The 23,481-nt window shown below is 66.8% G+C and carries 22 protein-coding genes and 1 pseudogene; 12 read left to right on the top strand and 11 right to left on the bottom strand.

What is annotated here, in order from left to right; translation table 11 throughout:
- Positions 1-4: 4 nt before the first annotated feature.
- Positions 5-679 carry a ChrR family anti-sigma-E factor gene (locus tag N7573_RS00400; protein WP_277778749.1) on the bottom strand — a complete coding sequence of 225 codons (675 nt, stop codon included), beginning with the start codon at positions 677-679 and terminating at the stop codon, positions 5-7.
- Positions 676-1,299, bottom strand: a complete 624-nt coding sequence (locus N7573_RS00395) for a sigma-70 family RNA polymerase sigma factor (RefSeq protein ID WP_277778750.1) — start codon at positions 1,297-1,299, stop codon at positions 676-678. The genes N7573_RS00400 and N7573_RS00395 overlap by 4 nt, the downstream gene beginning before the upstream one ends.
- Before the next feature lie 135 nt (positions 1,300-1,434).
- Here N7573_RS00395 and N7573_RS00390 point away from each other — a divergent pair, with 135 nt between their 5' ends.
- The 12 genes from N7573_RS00390 (at position 1,435) to N7573_RS00335 (ending at position 13,250) form a co-directional block, all read left to right on the top strand.
- Entirely contained in the window at positions 1,435-2,202 is a 768-nt protein-coding gene (locus N7573_RS00390; protein WP_279911954.1) for a hypothetical protein, read from the top strand.
- Between the two features lie 82 nt (positions 2,203-2,284).
- Positions 2,285-3,235, top strand: coding sequence for an acyl-CoA desaturase (locus N7573_RS00385; protein WP_279911953.1), 951 nt, complete (start codon positions 2,285-2,287; stop codon positions 3,233-3,235).
- Between the two features lies 1 nt (position 3,236).
- Positions 3,237-4,514 (top strand): FAD-dependent oxidoreductase, encoded by a 1,278-nt coding sequence (locus N7573_RS00380; protein WP_279911952.1) that lies wholly within the window; start codon positions 3,237-3,239, stop codon positions 4,512-4,514.
- Positions 4,511-5,278 carry a DUF1365 domain-containing protein gene (locus N7573_RS00375; RefSeq protein WP_049463349.1) on the top strand — a complete coding sequence of 256 codons (768 nt, stop codon included), beginning with the start codon at positions 4,511-4,513 and terminating at the stop codon, positions 5,276-5,278. The genes N7573_RS00380 and N7573_RS00375 overlap by 4 nt, the downstream gene beginning before the upstream one ends.
- Positions 5,275-6,534, top strand: coding sequence for a cyclopropane-fatty-acyl-phospholipid synthase (locus N7573_RS00370; RefSeq protein ID WP_279911951.1), 1,260 nt, complete (start codon positions 5,275-5,277; stop codon positions 6,532-6,534). The genes N7573_RS00375 and N7573_RS00370 overlap by 4 nt, the downstream gene beginning before the upstream one ends.
- A gap of 1 nt (position 6,535) precedes the next feature.
- Positions 6,536-7,081 carry a DUF2878 domain-containing protein gene (locus N7573_RS00365; protein ID WP_125894025.1) on the top strand — a complete coding sequence of 182 codons (546 nt, stop codon included), beginning with the start codon at positions 6,536-6,538 and terminating at the stop codon, positions 7,079-7,081.
- A complete protein-coding gene (locus tag N7573_RS00360) occupies positions 7,078-7,863 on the top strand; it encodes a DUF1295 domain-containing protein (protein ID WP_279911950.1) in 786 nt (261 codons plus the stop codon). Before N7573_RS00365 ends, N7573_RS00360 begins: the two co-directional genes overlap by 4 nt.
- Complete coding sequence (locus N7573_RS00355) at positions 7,860-8,933, top strand: class I SAM-dependent methyltransferase (protein WP_279911949.1); 1,074 nt, start codon at positions 7,860-7,862, stop codon at positions 8,931-8,933. The genes N7573_RS00360 and N7573_RS00355 overlap by 4 nt, the downstream gene beginning before the upstream one ends.
- A gap of 8 nt (positions 8,934-8,941) precedes the next feature.
- Positions 8,942-9,475 carry a lipocalin family protein gene (locus N7573_RS00350; RefSeq protein WP_279911948.1) on the top strand — a complete coding sequence of 178 codons (534 nt, stop codon included), beginning with the start codon at positions 8,942-8,944 and terminating at the stop codon, positions 9,473-9,475.
- Between the two features lie 135 nt (positions 9,476-9,610).
- Positions 9,611-10,138 (top strand): GNAT family N-acetyltransferase, encoded by a 528-nt coding sequence (locus N7573_RS00345; protein ID WP_032127338.1) that lies wholly within the window; start codon positions 9,611-9,613, stop codon positions 10,136-10,138.
- Positions 10,139-10,182: 44 nt separating this feature from the next.
- Positions 10,183-10,929 carry a response regulator transcription factor gene (locus N7573_RS00340; protein WP_279911947.1) on the top strand — a complete coding sequence of 249 codons (747 nt, stop codon included), beginning with the start codon at positions 10,183-10,185 and terminating at the stop codon, positions 10,927-10,929.
- Positions 10,926-13,250 (top strand): ATP-binding protein, encoded by a 2,325-nt coding sequence (locus N7573_RS00335; RefSeq protein WP_279911946.1) that lies wholly within the window; start codon positions 10,926-10,928, stop codon positions 13,248-13,250. The genes N7573_RS00340 and N7573_RS00335 overlap by 4 nt, the downstream gene beginning before the upstream one ends.
- Here N7573_RS00335 and N7573_RS00330 read toward each other — a convergent pair whose 3' ends face one another.
- From N7573_RS00330 to N7573_RS00285, 9 genes and pseudogenes are all read right to left on the bottom strand, one after another.
- The gene (locus N7573_RS00330) at positions 13,251-14,006 is read right to left on the bottom strand and encodes a SapC family protein (RefSeq protein ID WP_279911945.1); all 756 of its coding nucleotides are present in this window, start codon (positions 14,004-14,006) and stop codon (positions 13,251-13,253) included.
- A 110-nt stretch (positions 14,007-14,116) separates the two neighbouring features.
- Positions 14,117-14,389, bottom strand: coding sequence for a hypothetical protein (locus tag N7573_RS00325; protein ID WP_005409616.1), 273 nt, complete (start codon positions 14,387-14,389; stop codon positions 14,117-14,119).
- A gap of 231 nt (positions 14,390-14,620) precedes the next feature.
- Entirely contained in the window at positions 14,621-16,657 is a 2,037-nt protein-coding gene (gene fusA, locus N7573_RS00320; RefSeq protein WP_279911944.1) for an elongation factor G, read from the bottom strand.
- Between the two features lie 439 nt (positions 16,658-17,096).
- Positions 17,097-17,847 (bottom strand): annotated as a pseudogene (locus N7573_RS00315) (hypothetical protein).
- A 64-nt stretch (positions 17,848-17,911) separates the two neighbouring features.
- Positions 17,912-18,673, bottom strand: coding sequence for a heme ABC transporter ATP-binding protein (locus N7573_RS00305; RefSeq protein WP_279911941.1), 762 nt, complete (start codon positions 18,671-18,673; stop codon positions 17,912-17,914).
- Positions 18,670-19,713 (bottom strand): iron ABC transporter permease, encoded by a 1,044-nt coding sequence (locus N7573_RS00300; RefSeq protein ID WP_012511012.1) that lies wholly within the window; start codon positions 19,711-19,713, stop codon positions 18,670-18,672. Before N7573_RS00300 ends, N7573_RS00305 begins: the two co-directional genes overlap by 4 nt.
- Entirely contained in the window at positions 19,710-20,759 is a 1,050-nt protein-coding gene (locus N7573_RS00295; protein WP_279911940.1) for an ABC transporter substrate-binding protein, read from the bottom strand. The genes N7573_RS00300 and N7573_RS00295 overlap by 4 nt, the downstream gene beginning before the upstream one ends.
- 51 nt (positions 20,760-20,810) lie before the next feature.
- Positions 20,811-22,187, bottom strand: a complete 1,377-nt coding sequence (locus N7573_RS00290; RefSeq protein ID WP_279911939.1) for a YncE family protein — start codon at positions 22,185-22,187, stop codon at positions 20,811-20,813.
- Between the two features lie 122 nt (positions 22,188-22,309).
- Positions 22,310-23,338, bottom strand: coding sequence for an alpha/beta hydrolase-fold protein (locus tag N7573_RS00285; protein ID WP_279911938.1), 1,029 nt, complete (start codon positions 23,336-23,338; stop codon positions 22,310-22,312).
- Positions 23,339-23,481 lie beyond the last annotated feature (143 nt).

Below are 23,481 nucleotides of genomic sequence, written 5' to 3'. Positions count from 1 at the left end.
CGCCTCAGAGTTTCACGAAACGCTGGATCTTCCGCGCCAGCCAACCGCTGAACACCAACGGCGCATCCAACGCAGACACGCAGATGCACGGCACACCCGGCGCGGTCACCGGCTGGTGCTCCACCTCCTCGTCCAGATCCGCCACGTCACCCGGCGCGAACAGCCCCAGCGCGTCGTTGTAGGAACCGCGCAGGATCTGGGTCAGCTCGCTGCGGCCATGGCTGTGCATGGGCAGGCACTTGCCGGGGGCGATCTTCAGCATGATCAGCGAGGGCATCTGTTCGGCCCGGATGCAGTGCACCCCCGGCGCCATCCAGCGCCAGCGCAGGTCACCCAGCGAGGTGCCAAAGTAGGGATGCAGTGACGCCGGCAGATGATCGGGATCGGCCTCGGGCCGCTCCTTCGGCATAGGGCGCAGGGATTCCGCCATGGCCATCGGCGTTTCCGTGGCCAGCTGCATCAGCATGGCCTCGCGCAACTGTTCACGCCGCGTGTCGGTTGCAGGCGGCTGGGTCTGCTCCAGCAGCGCCGAACCGATCGCCTCAGCATCGCGCAGGCGCTGACGGCAATGCGGGCACTGCTCCAGATGGGCACCCGCCACGATGCTCAACGGCGCCGGCAGCGCACCCGCGGCATAGCTCATCAGCGTGGATTCGTGCAGGTGGTGGTGCGGATTCACAGCACACCTCCCACTTTCGCCTGCAGTTGCAGGAAGGCACGGCGCAGGTGCGATTTTACCGTCCCCAGCGGCATGCCCAGCGCTTCGGCGATCTCGCTGTGGCTCTTGGCCTCGAAATAGGACATCCGCACCAGCCGCGCCTGCACCGCAGGCAGCTCGTTGATGCGCTGGCGCAGACGCGCCTGGTCGGCGAACTGTTCGGCGCTGCTGCGCTCGATGACATCCAGCGTCGCCGCGTCCTCCACCGCCGCCTGCACCTGCATCCAGCTGCGCTCACGGCGCACTCGATCGATATGCAGGTTGCGGGCGATGCGATACAGCCACGTGCTCAGCGCCCCCTGTGCCGGATCGAAATCGGCGGCCCGCAGCCATAGGCGCAACAGGCATTCCTGCGCCAGCTCCTCGGCTACGGCATCGGGTGCGCCCAGGCCGCGCAGGTACACGCACAGCCGCGGCATGAAGTAGTCGTAGATCCGCATGAAACACTCGCGGTCGCGCAGCCGCGCCACGCCGTCCATGTCACCGGCCCAGTTCGTCGGCTCGCTGCTCGGCTGCTGGGAACTGGACACGGTGCGTGCGCTATCGAAGTTGAGGAGTGTGCTGGCGGCGTCAGGGTACATCTGCGTTCGCGGCGGGCGGGTGAAGGTCTGTCCTCTGTACGTGCAGGGGCGGCCATTGGATGCAGTCGGCACTGCGCATCCAACCGGGCGCCCCCGCCGTATGACCTGAGAGACCTACCCTTCCGGATGAACACCATGCGCACTGCCTGGCTGCTGCTGTGCCTGCCCCATGCCGCGCTGGCGGCACCCTGGCTGCGAAGTGAGGGTGTGGCCACCTCCGCGCAGGGCGACATCCTCTACCGTGAAGTGCACTGGCGGCGCGAGGCAACGGAGGGTGCCGAACGCTGGGTGCTGTACCAGTGCCCGGATGGCCAGCCCTTCGCCCGCAAGCATCTGCCCGCCAGCGCCCGCCCGCAGGCACGGAGCTATTCGCTGCAGGACCGCCGCAGCGGCCAGACCGCCGAAGTCGACGCCACTGGCGACTCGGTGTCGATTGCCTGGAAGGAAGATGCCGCCAGCCAGCCGCATCAGCGCCGGCTTGAACTGCCGCCGGACGCGGTGATCGATGCAGGGTTCGACGCCGCGGTGCGCCTGCACTGGCCGGCGCTGCTGCGCGGCGAGCGCATCACGCTGCCGTTCCTGGTGCCTGCGCGCCAGCGCTACTTCCCGGTGCAGGTGCGGCGCATCGGCCAGGTACGCTGGCAAGGCATCGACGCCCAGGCCATCGAGGTCAGCCTGGACACCTGGTACGGCGGCGTCGCGCCGCGCCTGGCCCTGGTCTACGCCACGGCCGACCGTCGCCTGCTGGAGTTCCGCGGCACCAGCAACCTGCGCGATGCCCGCGGCAGCTACCCGCAGGTGACGGTGCGCTTCAGCTCGCCAGCTGCCGAGCAGACTGCCGCGGAATGGCAGCAGGCATGGACGCATCCTCTGGTCGACCGCTGCGCCGTGACGCCCAGGTGAAGTCGAGATTCTTCGAGTCGCAGCGCATCCATTGCACGCGCTGCTGCGTACAGGTAGACACGACACCCGCCGAGATCCCCCAATGGCCTCTGTAGCGCCCCTCCCCCGTCGACGCTCGCGCCTGCTGCGTACGCTGCAGCGCTGGATCGACACCGGCAACGTCGCAGAGACCACCGACGAACAGCCCGGCCGCATCGACTGGTTGCGCGCCGTGCCATTTGCACTGATGCACCTGGCCTGCATCGCTGTGCTCTGGGTCGGAATCTCATGGACAGCGGTGATCGTCGCCGCAGTGCTCTATGCGGTGCGCATGTTTGCCATCACGGCGTTCTATCACCGCTATTTCTCGCACCGGACCTTCCAGGCATCGCGGCCGGTGCAGTTCGTGTTCGCTGTCATCGGCGCCTCCAGCGTGCAGCGTGGGCCGCTTTGGTGGGCCGCCCATCATCGCCATCACCATCGGCATGCCGACCAGCCGCTGGATCCGCACTCGCCACGCGAGGGCGGCTTCTGGCGCAGCCACATGGGTTGGTTCCTGACCCGCGAGGCGTTCGCCACCGATCTGTCACGGGTACCGGACCTGGCGCGCTTCCCCGAACTGCGCTGGCTGGACCGTTTCGATACGGCCGTACCGGTACTGCTGGCCGCAGCGCTGTATGCATTGGGCGCCGGGTTGGAGCGCTGGGCACCGGGCCTGCACACCTCCGGCCCACAGCTGCTGGTGTGGGGCTTCTTCATCTCCACCATCGTGCTGTTCCATGCCACGGTCACCATCAATTCGCTGGCGCATCGATTCGGCCGCCGCCGCTTCGACACACGCGATGACAGCCGCAACAACCTCTGGCTGGCGCTGCTCACCTTCGGCGAAGGCTGGCACAACAACCATCACTTCTTCCCCGGCACTGTCCGCCAGGGCTTCCGCTGGTGGGAAGTGGATTTGACCTGGTACGGACTGCGCGCGATGGCGGCCCTGGGCCTGGTCAAAGGTCTCAAGCCCATCCCCGAGTGGGTCCTGGCCAAGGCGAGGTACTGACATGCGCATCGCCGTCATCGGCTCGGGTATCGCGGGGCTGGCCAGTGCCTGGTGGCTCGATGGCCAGCACGACGTCACGCTGTTCGAGGCCAACGACTACCTCGGTGGCCATACCCACACGCACGACGTGCAGGTGGATGGCACACGCATGGCGGTGGATACCGGGTTCATCGTGTTCAATCCCCAGCACTATCCGCTGCTGACCGCGCTCTTCGACGAGCTGGGTGTGGCTTCGCAGCCGACCACGATGAGCTTCTCGATGCACAGCGAGCGCACCGGCGTGGAGTACAACGCCACCTCGCTGGATGGCCTGTTCTGCCAGCGCCGCAACCTGGTGTCACCTCGATTCTGGGGCATGCTGGCCGACCTGCGCCGGTTCTATCGGGATGCGCCGTTGCTGCTGGCCGAGGAAGACGGCCCCACGCTCGGCGAGTACCTGCGCAGCCAGAGCTATGGCGAGGCCTTCATCGACGAGCACCTGCTGCCGATGGCCTCGGCACTGTGGTCCTCACCGACCGCCACCGTGCAGGACTTCCCGGCGCGCTACCTGGCCCAGTTCATGGCCAATCACCAGATGCTGCAGATGACCGGGCGCCCGAGCTGGCGGGTGGTCAGCGGGGGATCGGCGCGCTACGTGGATGCGCTGCGCCGCCGCTGGCGGGTGCATGAGCGGCTGCAATGCCCGGTCAGGATGGTCGAACGCATGCCCTGGGGTGCACGCGTGCACAGCGCGGCCGGCGCGGAGGCCTTCGACGAAGTGATCCTGGCCTGCCACAGCGACCAGGCGCTGGCGTTGCTGGCCGACGCCGATGCCATCGAGCGTGAGGTCCTCGGCGCCATCCGCTATCAATCCAACGAGGCCGTACTGCATACCGATGCCTCGTTGCTGCCGCGCAACCGCAAGGCGTGGGCGGCATGGAACGCGCACGTGCCAGAGGATCGCGCCGCGCCCTGCACGGTCAGCTACTGCATGAACCTGCTGCAGGGCCTGCCCGGCGATACGCCCCTGGTGGTTACCCTCAACCGCAGCGAGGCAATCGATCCGGCCAAAGTACTGCGTACGCTGCGCTACGCCCACCCGGTGCACGACCATGCCGCAGTGCGCGCGCAACAGCGCTGGGCGGAACTGCAGGGCCGTCGCCATACGTGGTTCGCAGGCGCCTATTGGGGCTGGGGCTTCCATGAGGATGGCATCCGCAGCGCCCGCCGCGTGGTCGATGCCCTGCAGGCCTGCGCTCCACATCGGCTGGCATCCGCCGCGGATGAGGTGGCGGCATGAGTGCCAGCGCGCTCTACATCGGGCAGGTGATGCATCGCCGGCATCATCCGCACCCGCATGCCTTCCGTTACCCCATCGCCCAGCTGCTGCTCGATCTGGACGAACTCGATACGGTGTTCGACGGGCGCTGGTTGTGGTCGGTCAATCGGCGCAACCTGGCCGAGTTCCGCCGCAGCGACTACTTCGGCGATCCCGCACGGCCACTGGCCGATGCCATCCGCGATCACGCTGCCCACACGCTTGGCTACCGGCCGACCGGCCCGGTGCGCCTGCTCACCCATCTTCGCTTTGCCGGGCACGTGTTCAACCCGGTCAGTTTCTACTACTGCTACCAGGCCGACGGCAGCACGCTGGACTGCATTGTCGCCGAGATCACCAACACGCCCTGGAAGGAACGGCACGCCTATGTGCTGCCGGTCGCCACCGCCACGCACGAAGGCAGCTCACTGCGTTGGCAGTTCGACAAGTGCTTCCATGTCTCGCCGTTCATGCCGATGGACTGCGGCTACGACTGGCGGTTCAACCGCCCCGACCAGGACCTGCGCGTGCACATGCAGGTCTGGCGGGACGGCGTGCGCCAGTTTGATGCCACCCAGGCCATGCAGCGGCGTGCCTTGGATGGCCGCGGGCTGGCCCGGGTCCTGGCCTGCTATCCCCTGATGACCACCCAGGTTGTGGCCGCCATTCACTGGCACGCACTGCGGCTGTGGTTGAAACGCAACCCGGTGCACGACCACCCCACTCTTGCCGAGAAACCGCGATGAACTCGATGACTCCCTGGGTTGCCCTGCCGCGCCCCGGTGCCTTGGACGCGTTCCTGCGCCGCCGCCTGCTGGCCCAGCTTGCCCCCATGCGCGACGGTCGGCTGTGCGTGCGCGATGCACTCGGCGAAGTCTGGCTGGGCGATACCCGTGGTGAACTGCATGTCGCCGTCACCATCGATGACCCGGCGTTCTATCGCAAGGTTGCTGCGCAAGGCAGCGTGGGCGCAGGTGAAAGCTACATCCAGGGCGAGTGGCACTGCGACGATCTGGTGGCACTGATCCGGCTGCTGGTGCGCAATCGCGATCTGCTCGACGGCATGGAGCGTGGCCCGGCCCGCTTGGGTGGGGGGATGCTGCGGGTCTGGAACCGCCTGCGCCGCAACAGCCGTGAAGGCAGCCGCCGCAATATCGCCGCGCACTATGACCTGGGCAACGACTTCTTTGCCCTGTTCCTGTCGCCGGACCTGATGTACTCGTCGGCGATGTTCGACAGCGAGTCCGAGTCATTGGAATCCGCCTCGCGGCGCAAGCTGGACCGCATCTGCCAGCAGCTGCAACTCAAGCCAGGCGACCGTGTGGTGGAGATCGGCACCGGCTGGGGCGGTTTCGCGGTACACGCCGCCCAGCACTATGGCTGCCATGTGACCACCACCACCATTTCCGCGGAACAGCATGCGCTGGCCGCCCAACGCGTAGAGGCGGCGGGCCTGCAGGATCAGGTCACGCTGCTGATGCAGGACTACCGCGACCTGCAGGGCCAGTTCGACAAGCTGGTATCGATCGAGATGATCGAAGCGATCGGCGCCGAGTACCTGGACACCTACATGGCTACGCTGCAACGCCTGCTCAAGCCGGATGGCGTTGCCCTGCTGCAGGCCATCACCATCGAGGACCATCGCTACGAACAGGCCCGGCGCAGCGTCGACTACATCAAGCGCTATGTATTTCCGGGCAGCTTCATCCCATCGATCAACGCGATCATGGCCGCCAAGACCCGATCCAGCGACCTGCAGCTGATCGCCCAGCAGGATTTCGGCCACTCCTACGCACTGACCCTGCGCGCCTGGCGCCAGCGTTTCCTGGCCCAGCTGCCTGCGGTGCAGGCGCAGGGCTTTGATGCACGCTTCTGCCGGCTGTGGGAATTCTATCTGGCCTATTGCGAGGGCGGCTTCCTGGAACGTTCGATCGGCGTCTCGCATCTGCTGCTGGCCCGTCCGGACCACAGGCCCGTCCTCGCTGCGGGCGACAGCCGCTGACATGCGCCGGTTCTGGACCAATCTGCTTGGCAACCAGCTGGTCTGGCTGTGTGCCGTGGCCGGCGCAGGGCGAGGCTGGCAGTGGCCGGCGCTGCTGGCCGCAACGATCTATATCGGCAGCCAGCTGCTGACTTCACCGCACCCTCGACTGGACCTTCGGCTGATGCTGCTGGCGCTGGCCTGCGCGTGGCTGGTCGACGCCAGTGCCGCCGCCAGCGGCGCCGTGCGCTACGCTGCTGCCCCGCTGGGCTGGACTCCGCCCCTTTGGATCATGGCGTTGTGGGCCGCGTTTGCGATGACGCTGACCACGTCGATGCGCTTCCTGCTGCGCCACCCTGCCCTGCCAGCCCTGTTCGGCCTGTTGCTGGCCCCGCTGGCGTATCTCTCCGCAGCGCGCGGTTTCGAGGCGGTCCGTTTCACTGCGCCGCTGTGGCAGGGCCTGCTGGTGCTGGGTGTGGGCTGGAGCATCGCGCTTTCGCTGCTGTGCATGGCCGCTCGTCGCGGCTCCCGCACCCTCCCGCCGCCCTTGGCAGGAGCACCGTCATGATCAATCTGTTGTGGGTCCTGCTGTATGCCGTACTTGTGATGAGCTGGGGTTGGGCCTGGCAGCGCCGCCATCACAACATCGGCGTGGTCGATGTGCTCTGGGCCAAGGGCGTGGGCGCATCAGCCCTGTTGCTGGCATGGCTCGGCGATGGTGCGGCGGCGCCACGGATGGCGCTCGGCGTGCTCGGTGGCCTGTGGGGCAGTCGACTCGCCTTGCACCTGTGGCACCGGGTCCGCCACGAACAGGAAGACGGCCGCTACCGTTATCTGCGCGAGCACTGGCAAGGGCATCAAGGCAAGATCTTCGGCTTCTTCATGGCCCAGGCGCTGCTGGTCGTGCTGTTCGCCCTGCCCTTCGTCGCGGTGGCTGACAATCCGCAGACAAGCACGACGTTGTGGATCGTGGCCGCCGCACTCGTCTGGCTGCTGAGCGTCGGCGGCGAGAGCCTGGCCGACCGCCAGTTGGCCCGCTTCCGCGCCGACCCGGCGAACAAGGGTCGCACCTGCCGCGAGGGGCTGTGGCGCTACTCCCGCCACCCCAACTACTTCTTCGAGTGGCTGCACTGGTTCAGCTATGTCCTGCTCGCGGTCGGCTCGCCACTGTGGTGGCTAGCCTGGGCCGGCCCGCTGCTGATGTACGTGTTCCTGCGCTATCTCAGCGGCATTCCCTTCACTGAAAAGCAAGCGCTGCGCAGCCGAGGCAACGACTACCGCGCCTACCAGCGCACTACATCGATGTTCTTTCCCTGGTTCCCCCGTTCTTCCAAGGAGCATTCCGCATGAGCGCGATCCCGTCACTGAATCCGGCCGAAGATGCGGAAACCGGGCTGATCGCCTGGGCCGAACGTGGGCTGGTGCCCGATGCGGCGCTGCGTGCGGGCATCCGCCGCTTGTGCGCGCAACGCCTGCATGAGGAAAGCGAAGGCGGCATCGAAGGCCAAACGGCACGCTTCAGCCAGCGCATCGCCGAGCTGGCCGACAGCCCACTCGCGCTGCATACCGAAGCGGCCAACCGCCAGCACTACGAAGTTCCCGCGGCATTCTTCCAGGCCTGCCTGGGCAAGCGGCTGAAGTACAGCAGCTGCTACTACGCCACCGGGCGCGAAACGCTGGACCAGGCCGAGGACGCCATGCTGGAACTGTACGGCCAGCGCGCCGGACTGGCCGATGGCCAGCAGATACTTGAGCTGGGCTGCGGCTGGGGCTCATTGACCCTGTGGATGGCCGAACGTTACCCGCAGGCGCATATCACCGCCGTCTCCAACTCGCACAGCCAACGCCAGTACATCATGGCGCAGTGCCAGGCGCGCGGCCTGGGCAACGTCGAGGTGATGACCCGCGACGTCAACCAGCTTGACCTGCCGACGGCCCGGTTCGACCGCTGTGTCTCGGTGGAGATGTTCGAGCACGTACGCAACTACCAGCGCCTGCTGGCAGGCATCGCACGGTGGCTGAAACCGGACGGTGCACTGTTCGTGCACATTTTCGCCCATCGCACACTGATGTATCCGTTCGAGACAGACGGCGGCGACAACTGGATGGGTCGCCACTTCTTTACCGGCGGACTGATGCCGGCGGCCGACACGCTGCTGCATTTCCAGCGCGACCTGCGCCTGGAGCAACGGTGGTTGCTGGACGGCACCCATTACCAGCGCACGGCCGACCACTGGCTGGCCAACCAGGATGCAGCCCGCGAGCGGGTGATGCCGGTGTTGATCGCCACCTATGGTCAGGCTGCAGCGAAGGTCTGGTGGCAGCGCTGGCGGATGTTCTGGATGGCATGCGCCGAGCTGTTCGGCTACGACGATGGCCAGCAGTGGCTGGTGGCCCACTATCTGTTCCGACCCCGCTGAGGTGCCCGATGCGCATGTTTCCGCTGCTCCCCCTGATCGCGGTCGGCCTGTTCGGTTCCGGCTGCAGCTCCAGCGACACCCGCCCGTTGCCGCGTCCGCCGTCGGTGGATGTACCGCGCTTCATGGGCGACTGGTACGTGATCGCGCATATCCCGTCGCGCCCTGAGCGCGAGGCCTTCGACGCCGTGGAGAGCTATGCCCTGCGCCCCGATGGACGCATCCAGACCACCTTCACTTACCGCAAAGGCAGCTTCGACGCACCACAGAAGTCGATGCACCCCGTCGGCCGTGTCGAGAAGGAAGGCAACGGCGCGATCTGGGGCATGCAGTTCATGTGGCCGATCCAGGCTGAGTACGTGATCGCCTGGCTCGATGAAAGCTACCATCAGACCATCGTGGCACGAAGCAAGCGCGATTACGTCTGGTACATGGCCCGCACCCCGCAGGTGTCGGACAGTGACTACCAGCAGGCGGTCGAGCGGATTGCGGCCATGGGTTACGACACCCACAAGCTGAGGCGAGTGCCGCAGTCGGTGCGATGACGCGGCACCTTCTGCCCGGGTCGATCGTCCTGGAGCATCAGTCGATCATCAATCATTGCAACGTGGTGCACTCGCGACGCGCCCAGCAGATACGATGCTGGGCAGGCCAGCAAGGCCGGAACGGATACACGATCGATGAACAGCCCCGCGGACGATGCCATCACAACCTCCTGGAATGGATTCGAAGTCCGGCAGATCCTTCCGTGCGACCTCGACCTCATCTGCGCTCACCGAGAAGCGATGTTCCGTGAAAGCGGCCGGAGCGAAGAGATCCTTCAGCAGATGGCGGCCCCGTTCCGTACCTGGCTCGAACCGCGCCTGGTGTCAGGCGACTACTTCGGCCATGTCCTTTCCGACAATGGACAACCCATCGCAGGCATTGGCCTGATGCTGATCGACTGGCCGCCCCACCCCGCCCATCCAGAGCAGGACACGCGCGGCTACGTACTCAATGTCTACGTGGAGCCCGGCTATCGGCGTCGCGGCATCGCCCGCCAACTGATGAAACTGGCCGACCATGCATTCGCCGGACGAGCGGTGGCCTACGCGGTGCTGCACGCTACCACCCAAGGGAAACCACTGTATGCGGATCTCGGATGGGCTGCGACCAGCGAAATGGCCCGCGACCTGCGCAGCGCGAGCGAAGTACCCCGAAGCGCTTGATTGGGTACTGACGATCCACCTCATCAATCGGCGGCATTGAATTGATGGACTTTACGCATCGATTCTTAGGAATAATCGCAAAATTCCAACAAGTTCGATGCTCGACGCGACAGCGGCGCCAGAATGATCGCCACGCCCTGCGGGCGCCGATCACCTCCCTGCGCATGAATGGATATCCTGCACCGCGCCGACTGCGGCTGGCACTCCTCGACGATCACGAAATCGTCCGCCGCGGCACCGCCCTGCACCTGTCCCACGACGTCCGCTTCAGCATTGTCGCCAGCCACACCCGCAGCGATGAGCTCATCGGCAGCCTGCGCCAGTTGGCAGTGGATGTCGCCATCATCGATCTCACCCTGGCGCCTGGCGACCGCAGCAGTGATGAGCTGGTTCCGCTGCTGCGCGAGTGCTTCCCACATATTCCCCTGCTCGCCTTCGCCACGCTGACGCCATCCACCCGCATCGACCACCTGCTGGCGACCGGCATCTCCGGCGTAGTCAGCAAGTCCGAGCCCCTGGAGATGCTGTCTGATGCCATCGTGCGCATCTCGCAGGGGCTGTGCCGCCTCCCTGCCGATTGCCTGTTCCCGGCGTGCCGCGAGGAACTCAGCCGCAATGAACGCGAAGTGCTGGACCTGCTCCTGGCCGGCCTGACTGTCTCGGAGATCGCGCTGCGCCGCCACCGCAGCGTCAAGACGGTCAGCACCCAGAAGGTCGCCGCCCTGCGCAAGCTCGGGTTGCGTAATGACGTGGAGATCTATGCACTGCGGCAGCAGCTGGAGCTCCAATGAGGCGGCGCGTTCGCCTCCGTCTGCGCACGTCGTGCACGTTGTTGCTGGCCCTGATCCTGCTGCCGGCTGCATCGGCCGAGGATGCACAGTTGCGGAGATGGTCCGCCGGCCGCGAAGTGCGGGTTGCCACCGCGCCATCATTGCGACCGCTCCCCCCAACGCTGGCGGATTCAAGCGCACTGCCCACCCTCGCCCATGGCTATGCCAGGCTTGTGGCTCGGCATTCCGGCCTGCGCTTCCGCGATCTCAACTACCCCAGCACGAGCGCAGCGGTCGCTGCCGTCTGCCGGGACGAGGCCGACCTGGTGCTGGTCATGGGCAGCCCCTCGCATCACCCGCTTCCCTGTCCCGACCTGAGGGCCTCCGGCGCCTTCCATGGCGGCAAGACGGTATTGGCTGTGCGTAAAGGCGAGCACCCGCCCCGTGACATCACCGGCGTGAGGGCGCAGCTGCTGGCCGTGGTTGACGGCGGCCCCTATGCCGACTGGCTGACGATCCACCACCCCCGGATCCGCCTCCTGCATCTCCCGGACCGCCATGCGGCCCTGGCCGCTGTTGAAAGCGGCAACGCCGATGCTGCGATCGGCCTGGAAGCAACGCTGCACTCGATGATCCGGCAGCACTTCACGGGAAGCCTGCAATTGCACCCGTTCGACAGCGAATTCTCCACCGATCTGCACCTGCTTGTCCGCCGGGAGGACCAGCAGCTGCTGGCGCGCATCGATCAGGCGCTGCGCGCCATCACCCTCGAAGAGCACGCAGGCCTGCTGGAGTTGTGGGCGCAGCAGATGCTGCCCACATCCATCGAGAGCGCACTGGATCGTGTGCGTTCCCCGCTCCTGCTCTGGCTGCTGTGCCTGGCCGCGGCACTCATCGGCCTGCCCGTGCTCTGGCAGGCGTTACGCTGGCGAATCGGCCGCGCGGAACAACGCCTCGGGCGCGCGGCGGGAATGATCAGCCATGAAGTGCGCAATTCCGCGCAGACAGTACTGGCTTCGATCGACCTGCTGAGCCAGTCACACCTGCCCAAGGGGCAGCGTGAACTGCTCGCGGCTGCCCTTGCCGCCGGCCACTCGCTGCGCAGGCTGCTCGATCGCTCGCTGGCGTTCTCGCGCCTTGCCAGCGGCAGCTTCAGGCCGCATCCCACGCCCTGCGACGTCGGCCAACTCTGTGCCCGCGCACTGGAAGCAATCCGGCCGGAGGCACTGCGGAGAGGGCTGTCACTCCAGTTGGATCGCGCGCCCGATCCAGCGCCGGTGGTTGTGCTCGATGCTGATGGACTGCGCCAGATTGTCGACAACCTGCTGGGCAATGCACTGAAATTCACCGATGTCGGCGGTATCGAGGTGCGCCTGCAACTACAACCCGCCCTGTCTCCCCGGGAGCTGTTGCTGGATGTGATCGACAGCGGCATCGGCATCGCACCCGCTCAACTGGCGCTTCTGTTCCGACCATTCCAGCAGAACGAGGATGGCCAGAGACGTGGCGGCAGCGGGCTTGGCCTGACGATTGCGCACGAACTGGCCGTTGCCATGGGCGGCAACCTGACCGCACACAGCGTGCATGGGCGCGGCAGCCGCTTCACCCTGCGATTGCCGGTCCGCGCCGTTCACGGCGATCAGCCGCCCATCGAGCCGCTGCAACAGACGCCACTGACCGGCGTCGACCTGCTCCTTGTCGAAGATCATGCACTCAGCCGGCATGTCGTCGCAGAGCAACTGCGTCGGCTGGGCGCCGACGTACGCGCGGTTGCCGATGCCGACGCCGCATTGGCCGAGCAAGCGCTACGACCGCGCGGCACGGTCGTACTGGATATCGGGCTTCGCGGCTCGGATGGCTATGCACTGGCGCAGCAGCTGCGCGCGCAGGCACAGGCACCTCTGCGAGTGATTGCCCTGTCCGCCCGCATGGGGCGCCGGCACGCGGCACGCTGCCGAAGGGCCGGCTTCGACGCCATCCTGGTCAAGCCGCTGCAGGTTGCGAGCCTGCTGCAGGCGCTGGACCTGCCGCCCTCGGCACACGGCACTGCGCCGGACGACACCCCTGGCGCCGCGCCGGATTACGCTGCGGACATTGCCCATGAGCTGGCCAGGATTGAGCAGGCCGTGCAGGACGCCGATGCCTCGACACTGCGCCATCATGCACACCGGCTGCAGGGAACGCTGCAGATGTGCCGGGCAACGGATCAGGCCGGCACAGCGGCCGACCTGTGGGAACTGGGGCATGAGGCCGCGCCTGACTGGGTCGAAGCGCGGCGACTGCTGCGGGGATTGCAGCAGTGGCACGGCTCCCGCAAGGCGGAAGCCGCACCATCGGCCTGATCAGGCCGCCAGGCGCTCGACCTGGCGACGGGTCAGGTCATTGAAGCGACCCAGCGACATCAGGTGCTGGTGGATCAGCGCCAGCCAGCCGCTGCGGTGCCACTCGACCACGGTCGCTTCCGGCAGCGCCACGAACTTCTCGACGTCCACCACCAGGAAGCCGTTGAGATTGAACTCGCGGCCATCCGGAGTGCGGACGGTGGCGTTGCGCTCGACCAGCAGGCCGTTGTCGATCAGCGCCTTGGAGAAGGCCTGGGTCTGTTCGTGCTCGCGGGTGTACTGGCCGCAGAACTCCAACGCCTGCTGCACCATGTCGGTGGCCTTGCCATCCACGAACAGCGGCTGACCTTCGTCACCGCCCTTGACCACGCGCGAGCTCTCTTCGTCGATGCCCAGCAGGAAATCGTTGTCCGCACCGGTGTCGATGAAGATGAAGGGGTGGCGACGCAGGTAGGCCGGGATATAGGCCTCGTCTTCCCACAGGCCGTCCTTGATGAACAGGTTCTGGTCGGAAACACCGACGGCGGCCATCGGCACGGCGGTCGGGCCGGCGAACAGGATCGGGAAATGGTGCAGGGCCAGCGAGAACTCGCCCAGCACCAGCGGAATGGCGTTGTTGCCGGCGGCAAACTCGAGTCTGCCCGGCAGGATGCGCAGATCGGCATGCACATCGGCCTGCAGCGGCACCGGACGGGTGTAGAACAGGGGGGCGCTGCTCGGCGCCGCTTCGGTGGTGGTGTCGCTGGTGGTCGTCATCTTGGGAACCGTTCGATCATGCGCGCCTGCCATCCCGGGCGCGCCAGCGGGAACAACCTGAATCCCGCATTATCAACAAGCTCGATGACAACGGCCACCCCACCGACGGCCTATTTCAACTGCAGGGGGTAGCGCTGCCAGAGGACGTGGACCAGGAACCCGGCCAGCTCGGTGTCGCGCGCGCTCACCGCAGCGCGGATCTTGTCCAGCAGCACCATGTCCGAGCAGGAGCGCACATCGGCGTGGTTGGCCTGCCCGGCCCGGCGCGCGCGGTAGCGCGCTGCGCGCTGCGCGTCACTCATTGCGTACCCGAACTTGGGCGGACGACCGCGCTTTCGCGGCAGGGTCAGCTCCAGGGTTCCGGGGTCTTTGTCATCACGCATGAGAGGGGTGCGGGCGGCGGCGAGCAACGGGGGGTGCGCAATTTATCGTGAGGCATCACTTTAATCCAGCTTTTTCTGCAGTTTTGTTGCGATGCAGTGCAAATACTCGCGTGCTGATGCGGATTCATCATTCGCGCCGCTTCGCAGTAGATCCACGCCATGCGTGGATACGGAACCCCACCAACGCCTACAAAAAAGGGGAGCCCGCTCACGGGCTCCCCTCGCCTTTCCTTACGCAGCGCGTACCGGCTCGTAACCATGCAGGTGCGCCTCACTGCTGGCCCGCCCCTGGCTGAGCGAACGCAGTGATGTGGTGTAACCCACCAGCTGCGCCAGCGGTGCGAAACCACTGACCTCGGCGCGACCGTCCTGGTCCTCGATGCGGGCAATGCGACCATGGCGACGGTTGAGATCGCCCACCACATCACCCACCGACGCCGACGGCGAATGCACCGTCACCGCCATCACCGGCTCCAGCAGCTGCGTACCGCCCTCCACCAGCGCCACCTTGATCGCCTCGGCACCGGCACGCTGGAACGCCATCTCCGACGAGTCCTTGGCATGGGTCTGGCCATCGACAAGACTGACCTCGATACCGACCACCGGATGCCCCTGCGGGCCTTCCGACAGCGCGGCACGCACGCCCTTCTCCACCGCGGCGATGAAGCTGCGCGGCACCACGCCACCGACGATGCGGTCGTTGAACACCACCTGGTCGTCCTCGCGCGGCGATACATCCAGCACCACGTGCGCGAACTGGCCCTGGCCACCGGTCTGCTTGACCAGCCGCCCCACCACGCCGGTCATCGCTCGCAGCGGTGTCTCCTGGTAGGCCACGCGCGGCGAACCTACGCCCACCTCGACCTTCCACTCGCTGCGCAGGCGCTCGACCATCACCTCCAGGTGCAGCTCGCCCATGCCCCAGACCAGGGTTTCCGCCGTGTCGCGATCGGTTTCGACGCGGAACGAGGGATCTTCCTGGGCCAGACTGGCCAGGCCCTGCGCCATCCGGATCAGGTCGGCCGCACGCGCCGGCTCCAGCCGCCAGGCCAGCACCGGCGCCTGTGCCTGGATGTTCTCCAGGCGTAGCGGCTGCGCACGGCCGCTCAGCGTTTCACCGCTGACCGCATCCTTCCAGCCCAGCACCGCCACGATATCGCCGGCCACGGCCTGTTCGATGTCGTGGGTCTGGTCGGCCTGCACCCGCACCAGGCGACTGACACGTCGACCCTGCGGATGCTGCGAACTGGCCACGGCATCACCGACCTTCAAGGTGCCCGAGTACAGCCGCACGAAGCTCAGCGCACCGTGCTGCTGGTGGGTGATCTTGAACAGCAGACCGGCCAACGGACCGTCCGGATCCGGCGGCAGCACCACCTCGCCGCTCTCGCTTTCGGCGGTCACGGCAGGCCGATCCAGCGGCGACGGCAGGTAATCGACCACCGCGTCCAGCAGCGTCTCGATGCCCTTGTCCTTGAAGGCCGCACCGGCCAATACCGGCACGCCCGCACCGGCCAGCGTCGCCCGTCGGATCGCCGCGCGCAGCTGTTCGGCATCGATCGCGCGACCTTCCAGCCAGGCATCGGCCAGAAGTTCGTCGTGGTCGGCCACGGCCTCGACCAGTGCGTCGCGCTGCGGCTGCCACAGGGTGCGCGCGGCGGCGTCCCACGGGGTCACCGTGGTTACGGCACCATCCTGCCAGTGCAGCACGCGCTCACCGACCAGGTCGACCCAGCCGTTGAAGTCGCTTTCGCTGCCCAGTGGCACACCGAGCGCCCACGGCCGCGCCCTCAGCTTGTCCTGCAGCTGCTCCAGCACGCGTTCGAACGAGGCGCCGACGCGATCCATCTTGTTGACGAAGGCGATCAGCGGCACGCGATGGCGACGCGACTGGCGCCACACGGTTTCCGACTGCGGCTGCACACCGTCTACGGCCGAGAACACGGCCACGGCGCCGTCGAGCACACGCAGCGAACGCTCGACTTCAATGGCGAAGTCGATGTGGCCGGGAGTGTCGATCAGGGTCAGCCGATGCGGCGGCAGGTCGCGCGGCGCCCACTGCGCCTGTACGGCGGCGGCGCCGATGGTGATGCCACGTTCGCGCTCGATCGCCGAGAAATCGGTGGTCGCATTGCCATCGTGCACTTCGCCGACGCGATGGATCTCGCCGCTTTTCCACAACAGGCGTTCGGTCAGCGTGGTCTTGCCGGCGTCGATGTGGGCAATGATGCCGAGATTGCGACGACGGGAAAGGACTTGGGTGTTCATAGAGAGATTCCTGCAAAGCCAACTTAGGGGGCCGCGCACCCCGGTTGGCGACAGGGTGCGCGGCTAGCGTTCGGTCTCGGCGATCTGGTGCATGGCACGTTCTCCTTGGGTACTGGGTAGGGTCGACTGGGTAGAGTCGACTGTTAGTCGACTTGCGGGAAATCAGAAACGAAAAGAGCGCCCCGGAGGGCGCTCTGTCGAAGGTCCAGCGATGGCCGTCTCAACGGCTTCGTGGGGCTCCAGGCAGACACGCCCGTTCCGCGCTTGCGCGGGTCAGGGTGAAAAACTTCAGGAGCGGCATCCGGTTCATGGGGCGCATTCTAGACCTGCCAATCTGGCGCGCAAGTGAATATTGCGCGCATGAATAGAACGATGAGGCCGGCAATGACCGGGGTCAGATCCCTTTGCCCAATGCAAGGGCTCTGACCCCTGCCCTGCCTTACTTGCAGTCGTGCAGCTTGCGCGCCTCAGCCACGGTCGCAGCCTGGTCGTCCCCCATCGAGATCCATCCCTTCAACGACATCGCCGGATCCACCTGCGCCTGGCGCGGGCCGCCATGGACCACCACCTCGGTCCAGCTGCCGACCGGCGCCAGCTCCGACAGTCGCGCCGCCTGGTCGTCTTCGGTACTGAACATGTCGTCCGGCTCCGCAGGCTTGGCCTTGTTCACGGTCTCGGTCTTGCGCGCCCGGATCCGCAGCGCGCCATCGGCCATGCGCTGGGTAGTGACGTCATGGCGCTCCACCCCGTAGGCCCAGCTGCTCTCACCTGCGAGACGGGTTTCGCTACCGTCGTCTGCCACCACCACCGAATCCCCCGCCGCTTCGGCCACGGTCGCAAGCGAACCCAGGCCGGACATCATTGCCTGATAGGCAATCATCTGCCGCTGTTCAGCGGCCAGCGCAACGTCACCTGCCTTGCCGGCAGGAATCTGCAGGTACACCGCCTCCCTGCACAGCATCAGCACCTGCTGGTCATCCCAGCTGATGAGCACTTCATCACTGGCGAAATAGCGGGTCGTCACCGGAACCACCGGAGCGCCCCCCGCCGGCGGAATACCGGCTCTCGATCAGCGAGGCCTGCTCGGCGGCCTTGATCAGGGAGACCGAGGATGCGGACGCGGTGCTGGCGGCGCATACGGAGGCGACCATTGCCGAGAGCAGCACGCCATGTGAAACAGTACGGATCATCACATCAGTCCATTGAAGAAAACGAACTGCACATGATACGTCGCCGCGCAGAACGACTGGACGCTCAGGTCACCACCACCAGCGGCACGCCGCGCCGTGGGTGCTCCAGCACCACCACATCCTGCTGGTAGACCCGCTGCAGGTTGTCTTCAGTCAGCACCTGCAACGGCGTGCCATCGGCCGCCACCCTGCCCTGCTCCAGCAGCACGATGCGGTCGGCATAGCCGGCGGCCAGATTCAGATCGTGCAGCACCACGATCACGCACGCGCCGGCCTCGGCACAGGCGCGCACACTGCGCAGCGTGCGTTCCTGGTGACGCAGATCCAGCGCTGCGGTCGGCTCATCCAGCAGCAGCAGCGGCGTGTCCTGCGCCAGCACGCGCGCGAACGTCGTCCGGGCGGACTCGCCACCGGACAGCTGCTGCACCTCGCGCAGGCGCAGCGCCTGCAGTTCGGCGGCATCGATGGCCGCTTCCACCTGCGCGTCATCCACCACAGGGTCGGGCGGGTGCGGCAGCCGCCCCATCGCCACCACTTCTTCCACACTGAAGGCGAAGCGCACGCCATGCTCCTGCGGCATCACCGCGCGCTCGCGCGCCAGTGGCCCGGCCTTGTAACCGGCCAACGGCTTGCCCAACAGGCTTACTTCGCCAGCGTCGGCACGCAGGTCACCTGCCGCCACAGCCAGCAACGTGGACTTGCCCGCGCCATTCGGGCCAACCAGTGCGGTGACCGTACCCGGTTCAAACGCCAGCGAAATGCCGTGCAGGATCTCGCGCTGCTGGCGGCGCACCACCACCTCGTGCAGCTTCAGCAGCGCGCTCACGGGGCCGCCTTGCGGCGCTGCTGCAGCACCAGCCAGAGGAAGAACGGCGCGCCCAGCGCAGCCGAGAACAGGCCCAGCGGAATCTCCGCCGGCGGATCCAATGTGCGCGCGGCGGTGTCGGCCACCACGATCAGCAGTGCACCCAGCAGGCCGGACAACGGTAGCAACCAGCGATGACCAGGGCCGACCAGCAGGCGCGCCACGTGCGGCACCACCAGGCCGACGAAACTGATCGAACCAGCAAACGCCACCGCTGCGCCCACCAGCAGCGCACTGAACGCCACCAGGCGGCGACGCGTGCGGGTGACATCCAGCCCCAGGTGCTGGGCCTGGCGTTCGCCCAACGCCAGCATGTCCAGCGGCGTAGCCAATCGCTGCAGCGCGAACACACCGATGGCGAACAATGGCACCACGGCCGCCACATCGGCCCAGTTGGCGCGCGCCAGCGAGCCCATCTGCCAGAACACCAGCGACTGCAGCTCGCTTTCGCTGGCGATATATGTGAGGAAACCGATCAACGCCGAGCAGAACGCGGCCATCGCGATACCGACCAGCAGCAGCGTGGCGTTGCCCGTGCCCTTGCCGGGCCGGGCCAATGCGTAGGTCAGGCCGATTGCCAGTGCGCCGCCAGCGAACGCGGCCACCGGCACCAACCAACCGGCCGCGCCCGCAGCACCCAGCACGATGGCGGCAACTGCACCCAGTGCGGCGCCCTGGCTTACACCGACAATGCCGGGATCGGCCAGCGGATTGCCGAACAGGCCCTGCAGGCTGGCACCGGCCATCGCCAGCGACGCACCGACCATCGCGCCCAACAGGGCACGCGGAATACGCAGCTGCCAGACCACAGCGAGGTCGCGGCTGCTGACCGCCTGTGGATCGAGCAGACCCAGCTTCACCGCCAACGCCTGCATCACCTCCATCGGCGGCAATCGCAACGGACCCACGGCGAAGGAGGCCAGCACCGCCCCCAGCAGTGCCAGCAACGCCACCAGCAACATCGTCCGTCCGCGACGGCGGCGCCGATCCGCCGGACTCATGCCTTCGGCAACGCCGCCAGGGCCCTGGCCAGTGCCAGCGCACCGGCACCGGAGCCCACGCTGGTGTACTTCAGCTGCACATCCGGCATCACCCAGACCCGGTTGGCCTGACCGGCCGGGGTCTGCTTCAGCGTCGGGTACGCCTTCCACAGGCCTTCGGCACCGCCGAACAGCTGCAGGTCATGCTCGGTCACCAGGATCACTTCCGGTGCCGCCGCGACCACGCCCTCATTGCTCAGCTGCGAGTAGTTCTTCACTCCCGCTTCGGTACCGATGTTGATGCCGCCCGCCAGTGCGATCAGTTGCGCCGACGCACTGTCGGCACCCGCAACGGTGGGTGAGCCACCGGCGCCGGTGGCCGACACGTGGATCAGTCGTGGCGCATGGCCCAGGCCCTTGCCAATCGCTGCAGCCTCATCGAGCTGGCGCTGCACCTGCGTGGCAAGTGCCTGCCCTGCTTCGGCCAGCCCTAGTGCGGCGGCGACCTTGCGCACCTTGTCCGGTGCCGGCTGCAGGTCATCGATGACCACCGCCGGTTCGCCCACCTCACGCAGTTTCTTCGCCAGTTCGGTGTGGCGGCGCAGGCTGTTGCCGAGGAACAGCGAGCCCTGCAGGCTCAGCACGCCCTCCACGCCCGTGGTGCGGTTGAACAGGAACTGGTGCGGGGCAGCCAGGCCGGCCTGGGTGGTGGTATTGGTCGGCGCGGCGAACACCTGCTTGTCCAGTCCCAGCGCCTCGATCACCGCGATCACGTCGTCACCACCGGCAATGATGCGGCTGGTATCGGTCACCTCGACGTCGGCGCCGTCATCGGAATGCACCTTGGCCGGCAGCACTGCCTTCTGGTCGCGCACGACCGGCATATCGGTGCCAGCCACGCGCTGCCAGCCAGCCGGCAACGCGGCTTCGCCAGCCGCGGTTGCGGCGGCGGCGGGCTCAACCGGCCTGCCGCTGTCCGAGGGCGTCGATGAACCGCCACAGGCAGCCAGTGCCAGCGAGACAGCCAACGGAAGCGCACACAGGCGCAGACGGGACGCGATGTTCATGCTCGTTCTCCTTGCTGGCGGGGCGACGCGCACGCCGCCCCGCCGTGTGACTTACTGCTTCGGGGTGATGCGGGTGATGCGGTCACCCTTCGGGTCTTCGGCGCCACGCGACTTGTTCACCGCGAACACGTTGCCCTTGCCATCGGCGCGGACGTGGTTCGGCAGCGTGCCGCCGTCGAGGTTGGCGACCACCTTGCCGTCACCGTTCACCACGGTGACCGTGCCAGCACCACGGTTGCTGACGTAGGCCAGGCCGGAAGCATCATCGAAGGCGACGTTCAGCGCGCCGGCGCCGACCGGTACATCGTGCAGAACCTTGCCGGCAGCCACGTCGACGATCAGCAGGTTGTCGGTGCCCTGCGAGGCCACGTACAGGCGGTTGCGCGCTGCGTCGAAGGCCACGCCCGAGGCGCTGATCGAATTGCCCAGGTCGATGACCTTCTCGACCTTGCCGCTGGCCACGTCGATCACTGCCGCTTCCGGGGTGCCGATGCTGACGGTGAACAGCTTGCCGCCCTTCTCGTCCAGCACCAGGCTCATCGGGGTGAACTTGCCGTCGTCCACGCCGGACTCCAGCGTCACCGCCGGCAGCTCCTTGAGGGTCTTGGCGTCGAACACCGACAGGTGGTCCTCACCCGTGGCCGAGGCAAACACCTTGCCGTGGGTGCCATCAACCACCACGTCGCGCGCATGCGGCACGGCATCGACCGGGAACTGATGGACCAGCGACAGGTCCTTCTGGCGGTAGACCGCGATGGAGTTCTGGCGGGTGTTGGTGACCCACACGTTGCCGTTGGTGTCATCCACGCCAACGCCGTAGACCGCGTACACCGCACCATTGGTGCTGCCCGGCACCTGCGCCGGGGTGATCGCCTTGGTCACCTTCAGCGACTTCGGGTCCAGCTTCAGCAGCTGCGACTGGGTCACCGGCGGGCGGCCCACGGCCGAGGTCACGAACACCGCGTTGCTGGCGGCGCTGTAGGCGGACTGGTACAGGCCCGGCACCAGCTTGTTGGACTGAGTGGCGAACTGCGCCTGGCCGGACAGCGGCAACTGCGGCGAGACGCGCAGCTTCAGCACGGTGGCTGCAGCCGGCTGGCTGGCGCGCACCACCACCGGGTGGGTACCAGGCACGGCATCGGCCGGAATGCTCAGCTGGGTCTTGAAGTTGCCATCGGCATCGACCACCAGCGGCTGCGTGTTGAGCACGCTGTCGCCACGCAGCAGGCTGACTTTCTGGCCCGGCACGAAACCGCGACCGACCACGTCGGCAGTGCTGCCGGGAACCACGTTCTCACCGCGCGAGACGACCTCGCCCTTGAAGGTGGCGTTGGCCGGCTGATCGAACACCGGCTGTGCGGTGGCGGTCGCGGCCAGCAACAGGCCAGCGGCGAGAGATGTGAGACGGAAAGACGGACGGAACGACATGGAAGGCTCCTTGCACACGTAGGCCGCGCCACGTGACGCGGGATTCATCGGTTGCCTGGGCCGCTGCACATCGGCAGCCTCGCCTGGGTAGTGGGGTCGCACGCCTTGGCATGCGAAGGGATTCATTCGGCGGCGTTGTCACCACCGTTGAGCGCGCCGTCACCGGCGCTGCGGTCGGTCACGCCGTACAGTTCATGCAACGCGGCATGGAACGACGCAGGCAGCATCGGGCCGTGGCCGAGGCCGGGGAACTCGCGGTACTGCACGCGCATGCCCGGCACTTTGGCCAACCGCTCGGACAGCTGCATCGCCGCATCCGGCGTGGCGCCACCGATGCGGCGCAGGTGTGCGACCACGCGCGGATTGTTCATGTCGCGTTTGCCGCGATCGCCAACACGCTCGGCACCGCCCAGCATCAGCCAGAGCGTTGCTGGCTGGCCATGCACGTTCTGCACGAACTGCTGTTCCGAATCACCCAGCGCCGCGCCCTGGCTCCACCACAGCGACGGGCTGGCCGCCAGATAGGACTGGAAGGCGGCGGGACGGGTGTACAGCGCATTGAGCACGAACAACCCACCCAGCGAGTGGCCCCAGAGTGCTTGCTGCTGCGTATCAATGCGTGCGCGGCGCTCGACTTCCGGCTTGATGCGGCGTTCGATCACATCCAGGAACGCGGCAGCACCGCCACCGACCGCCTGGGTCGTACCGCTCTCGTCGTCGGCGCGGTCGATCCACGCGGTGTAGTCGCGGGTGCGCGCCTTGGAATCGATGCGCAGGTCGTTGTCATAACCGATCAGCACCAGTACCGGCGGCGCCTTGCGTGCCGCCAGCTCGGCCAGCAACGGCTGATCCAGCACCATCGCCACGGCATTGCCATCCAGCGCGTACAGCACCGGCAGCGGCGCCTTGCTGGCCTTGGCCGGGATCGCCAGGTTCACCCGCCAGCGGCGTTGCTGGTCGGGACTGTCCACCATGAAATGCTCGAAGCGATAACTGACCGCCGGCTCGTCGAGCACGGTGTGGCCGATCTTCTGCAGCGGATTGCGCTGCTGCGCATGGACGTACGGGGTGGCCAGGAGCAGACCCATCATCAAGGCGACCAGGCCGCGGGCCAGTGGACCACGGCGCGAAGGCGGGACGAAATGCTTCATCAGCGGTGGCAGAAGCGGCTCACGGCCGCCGGTTCACAAGGGACCGCAGTCTACCTTAAACGCGAATGATTATCACATCGATCGAACGTCACACTGTGTATCACGCGCGCGATACGTTCATTTTCCCGGTTGCACCGGAAACA

The sequence above is a fragment of the Stenotrophomonas sp. GD04054 genome, from assembly GCF_029836955.1.
Taxonomy (GTDB): Bacteria; Pseudomonadota; Gammaproteobacteria; order Xanthomonadales; family Xanthomonadaceae; genus Stenotrophomonas; species Stenotrophomonas maltophilia_A.
Note: the sequence above shows the minus strand (reverse complement) of the source record. Positions and strands in the feature narration are given on the sequence as shown.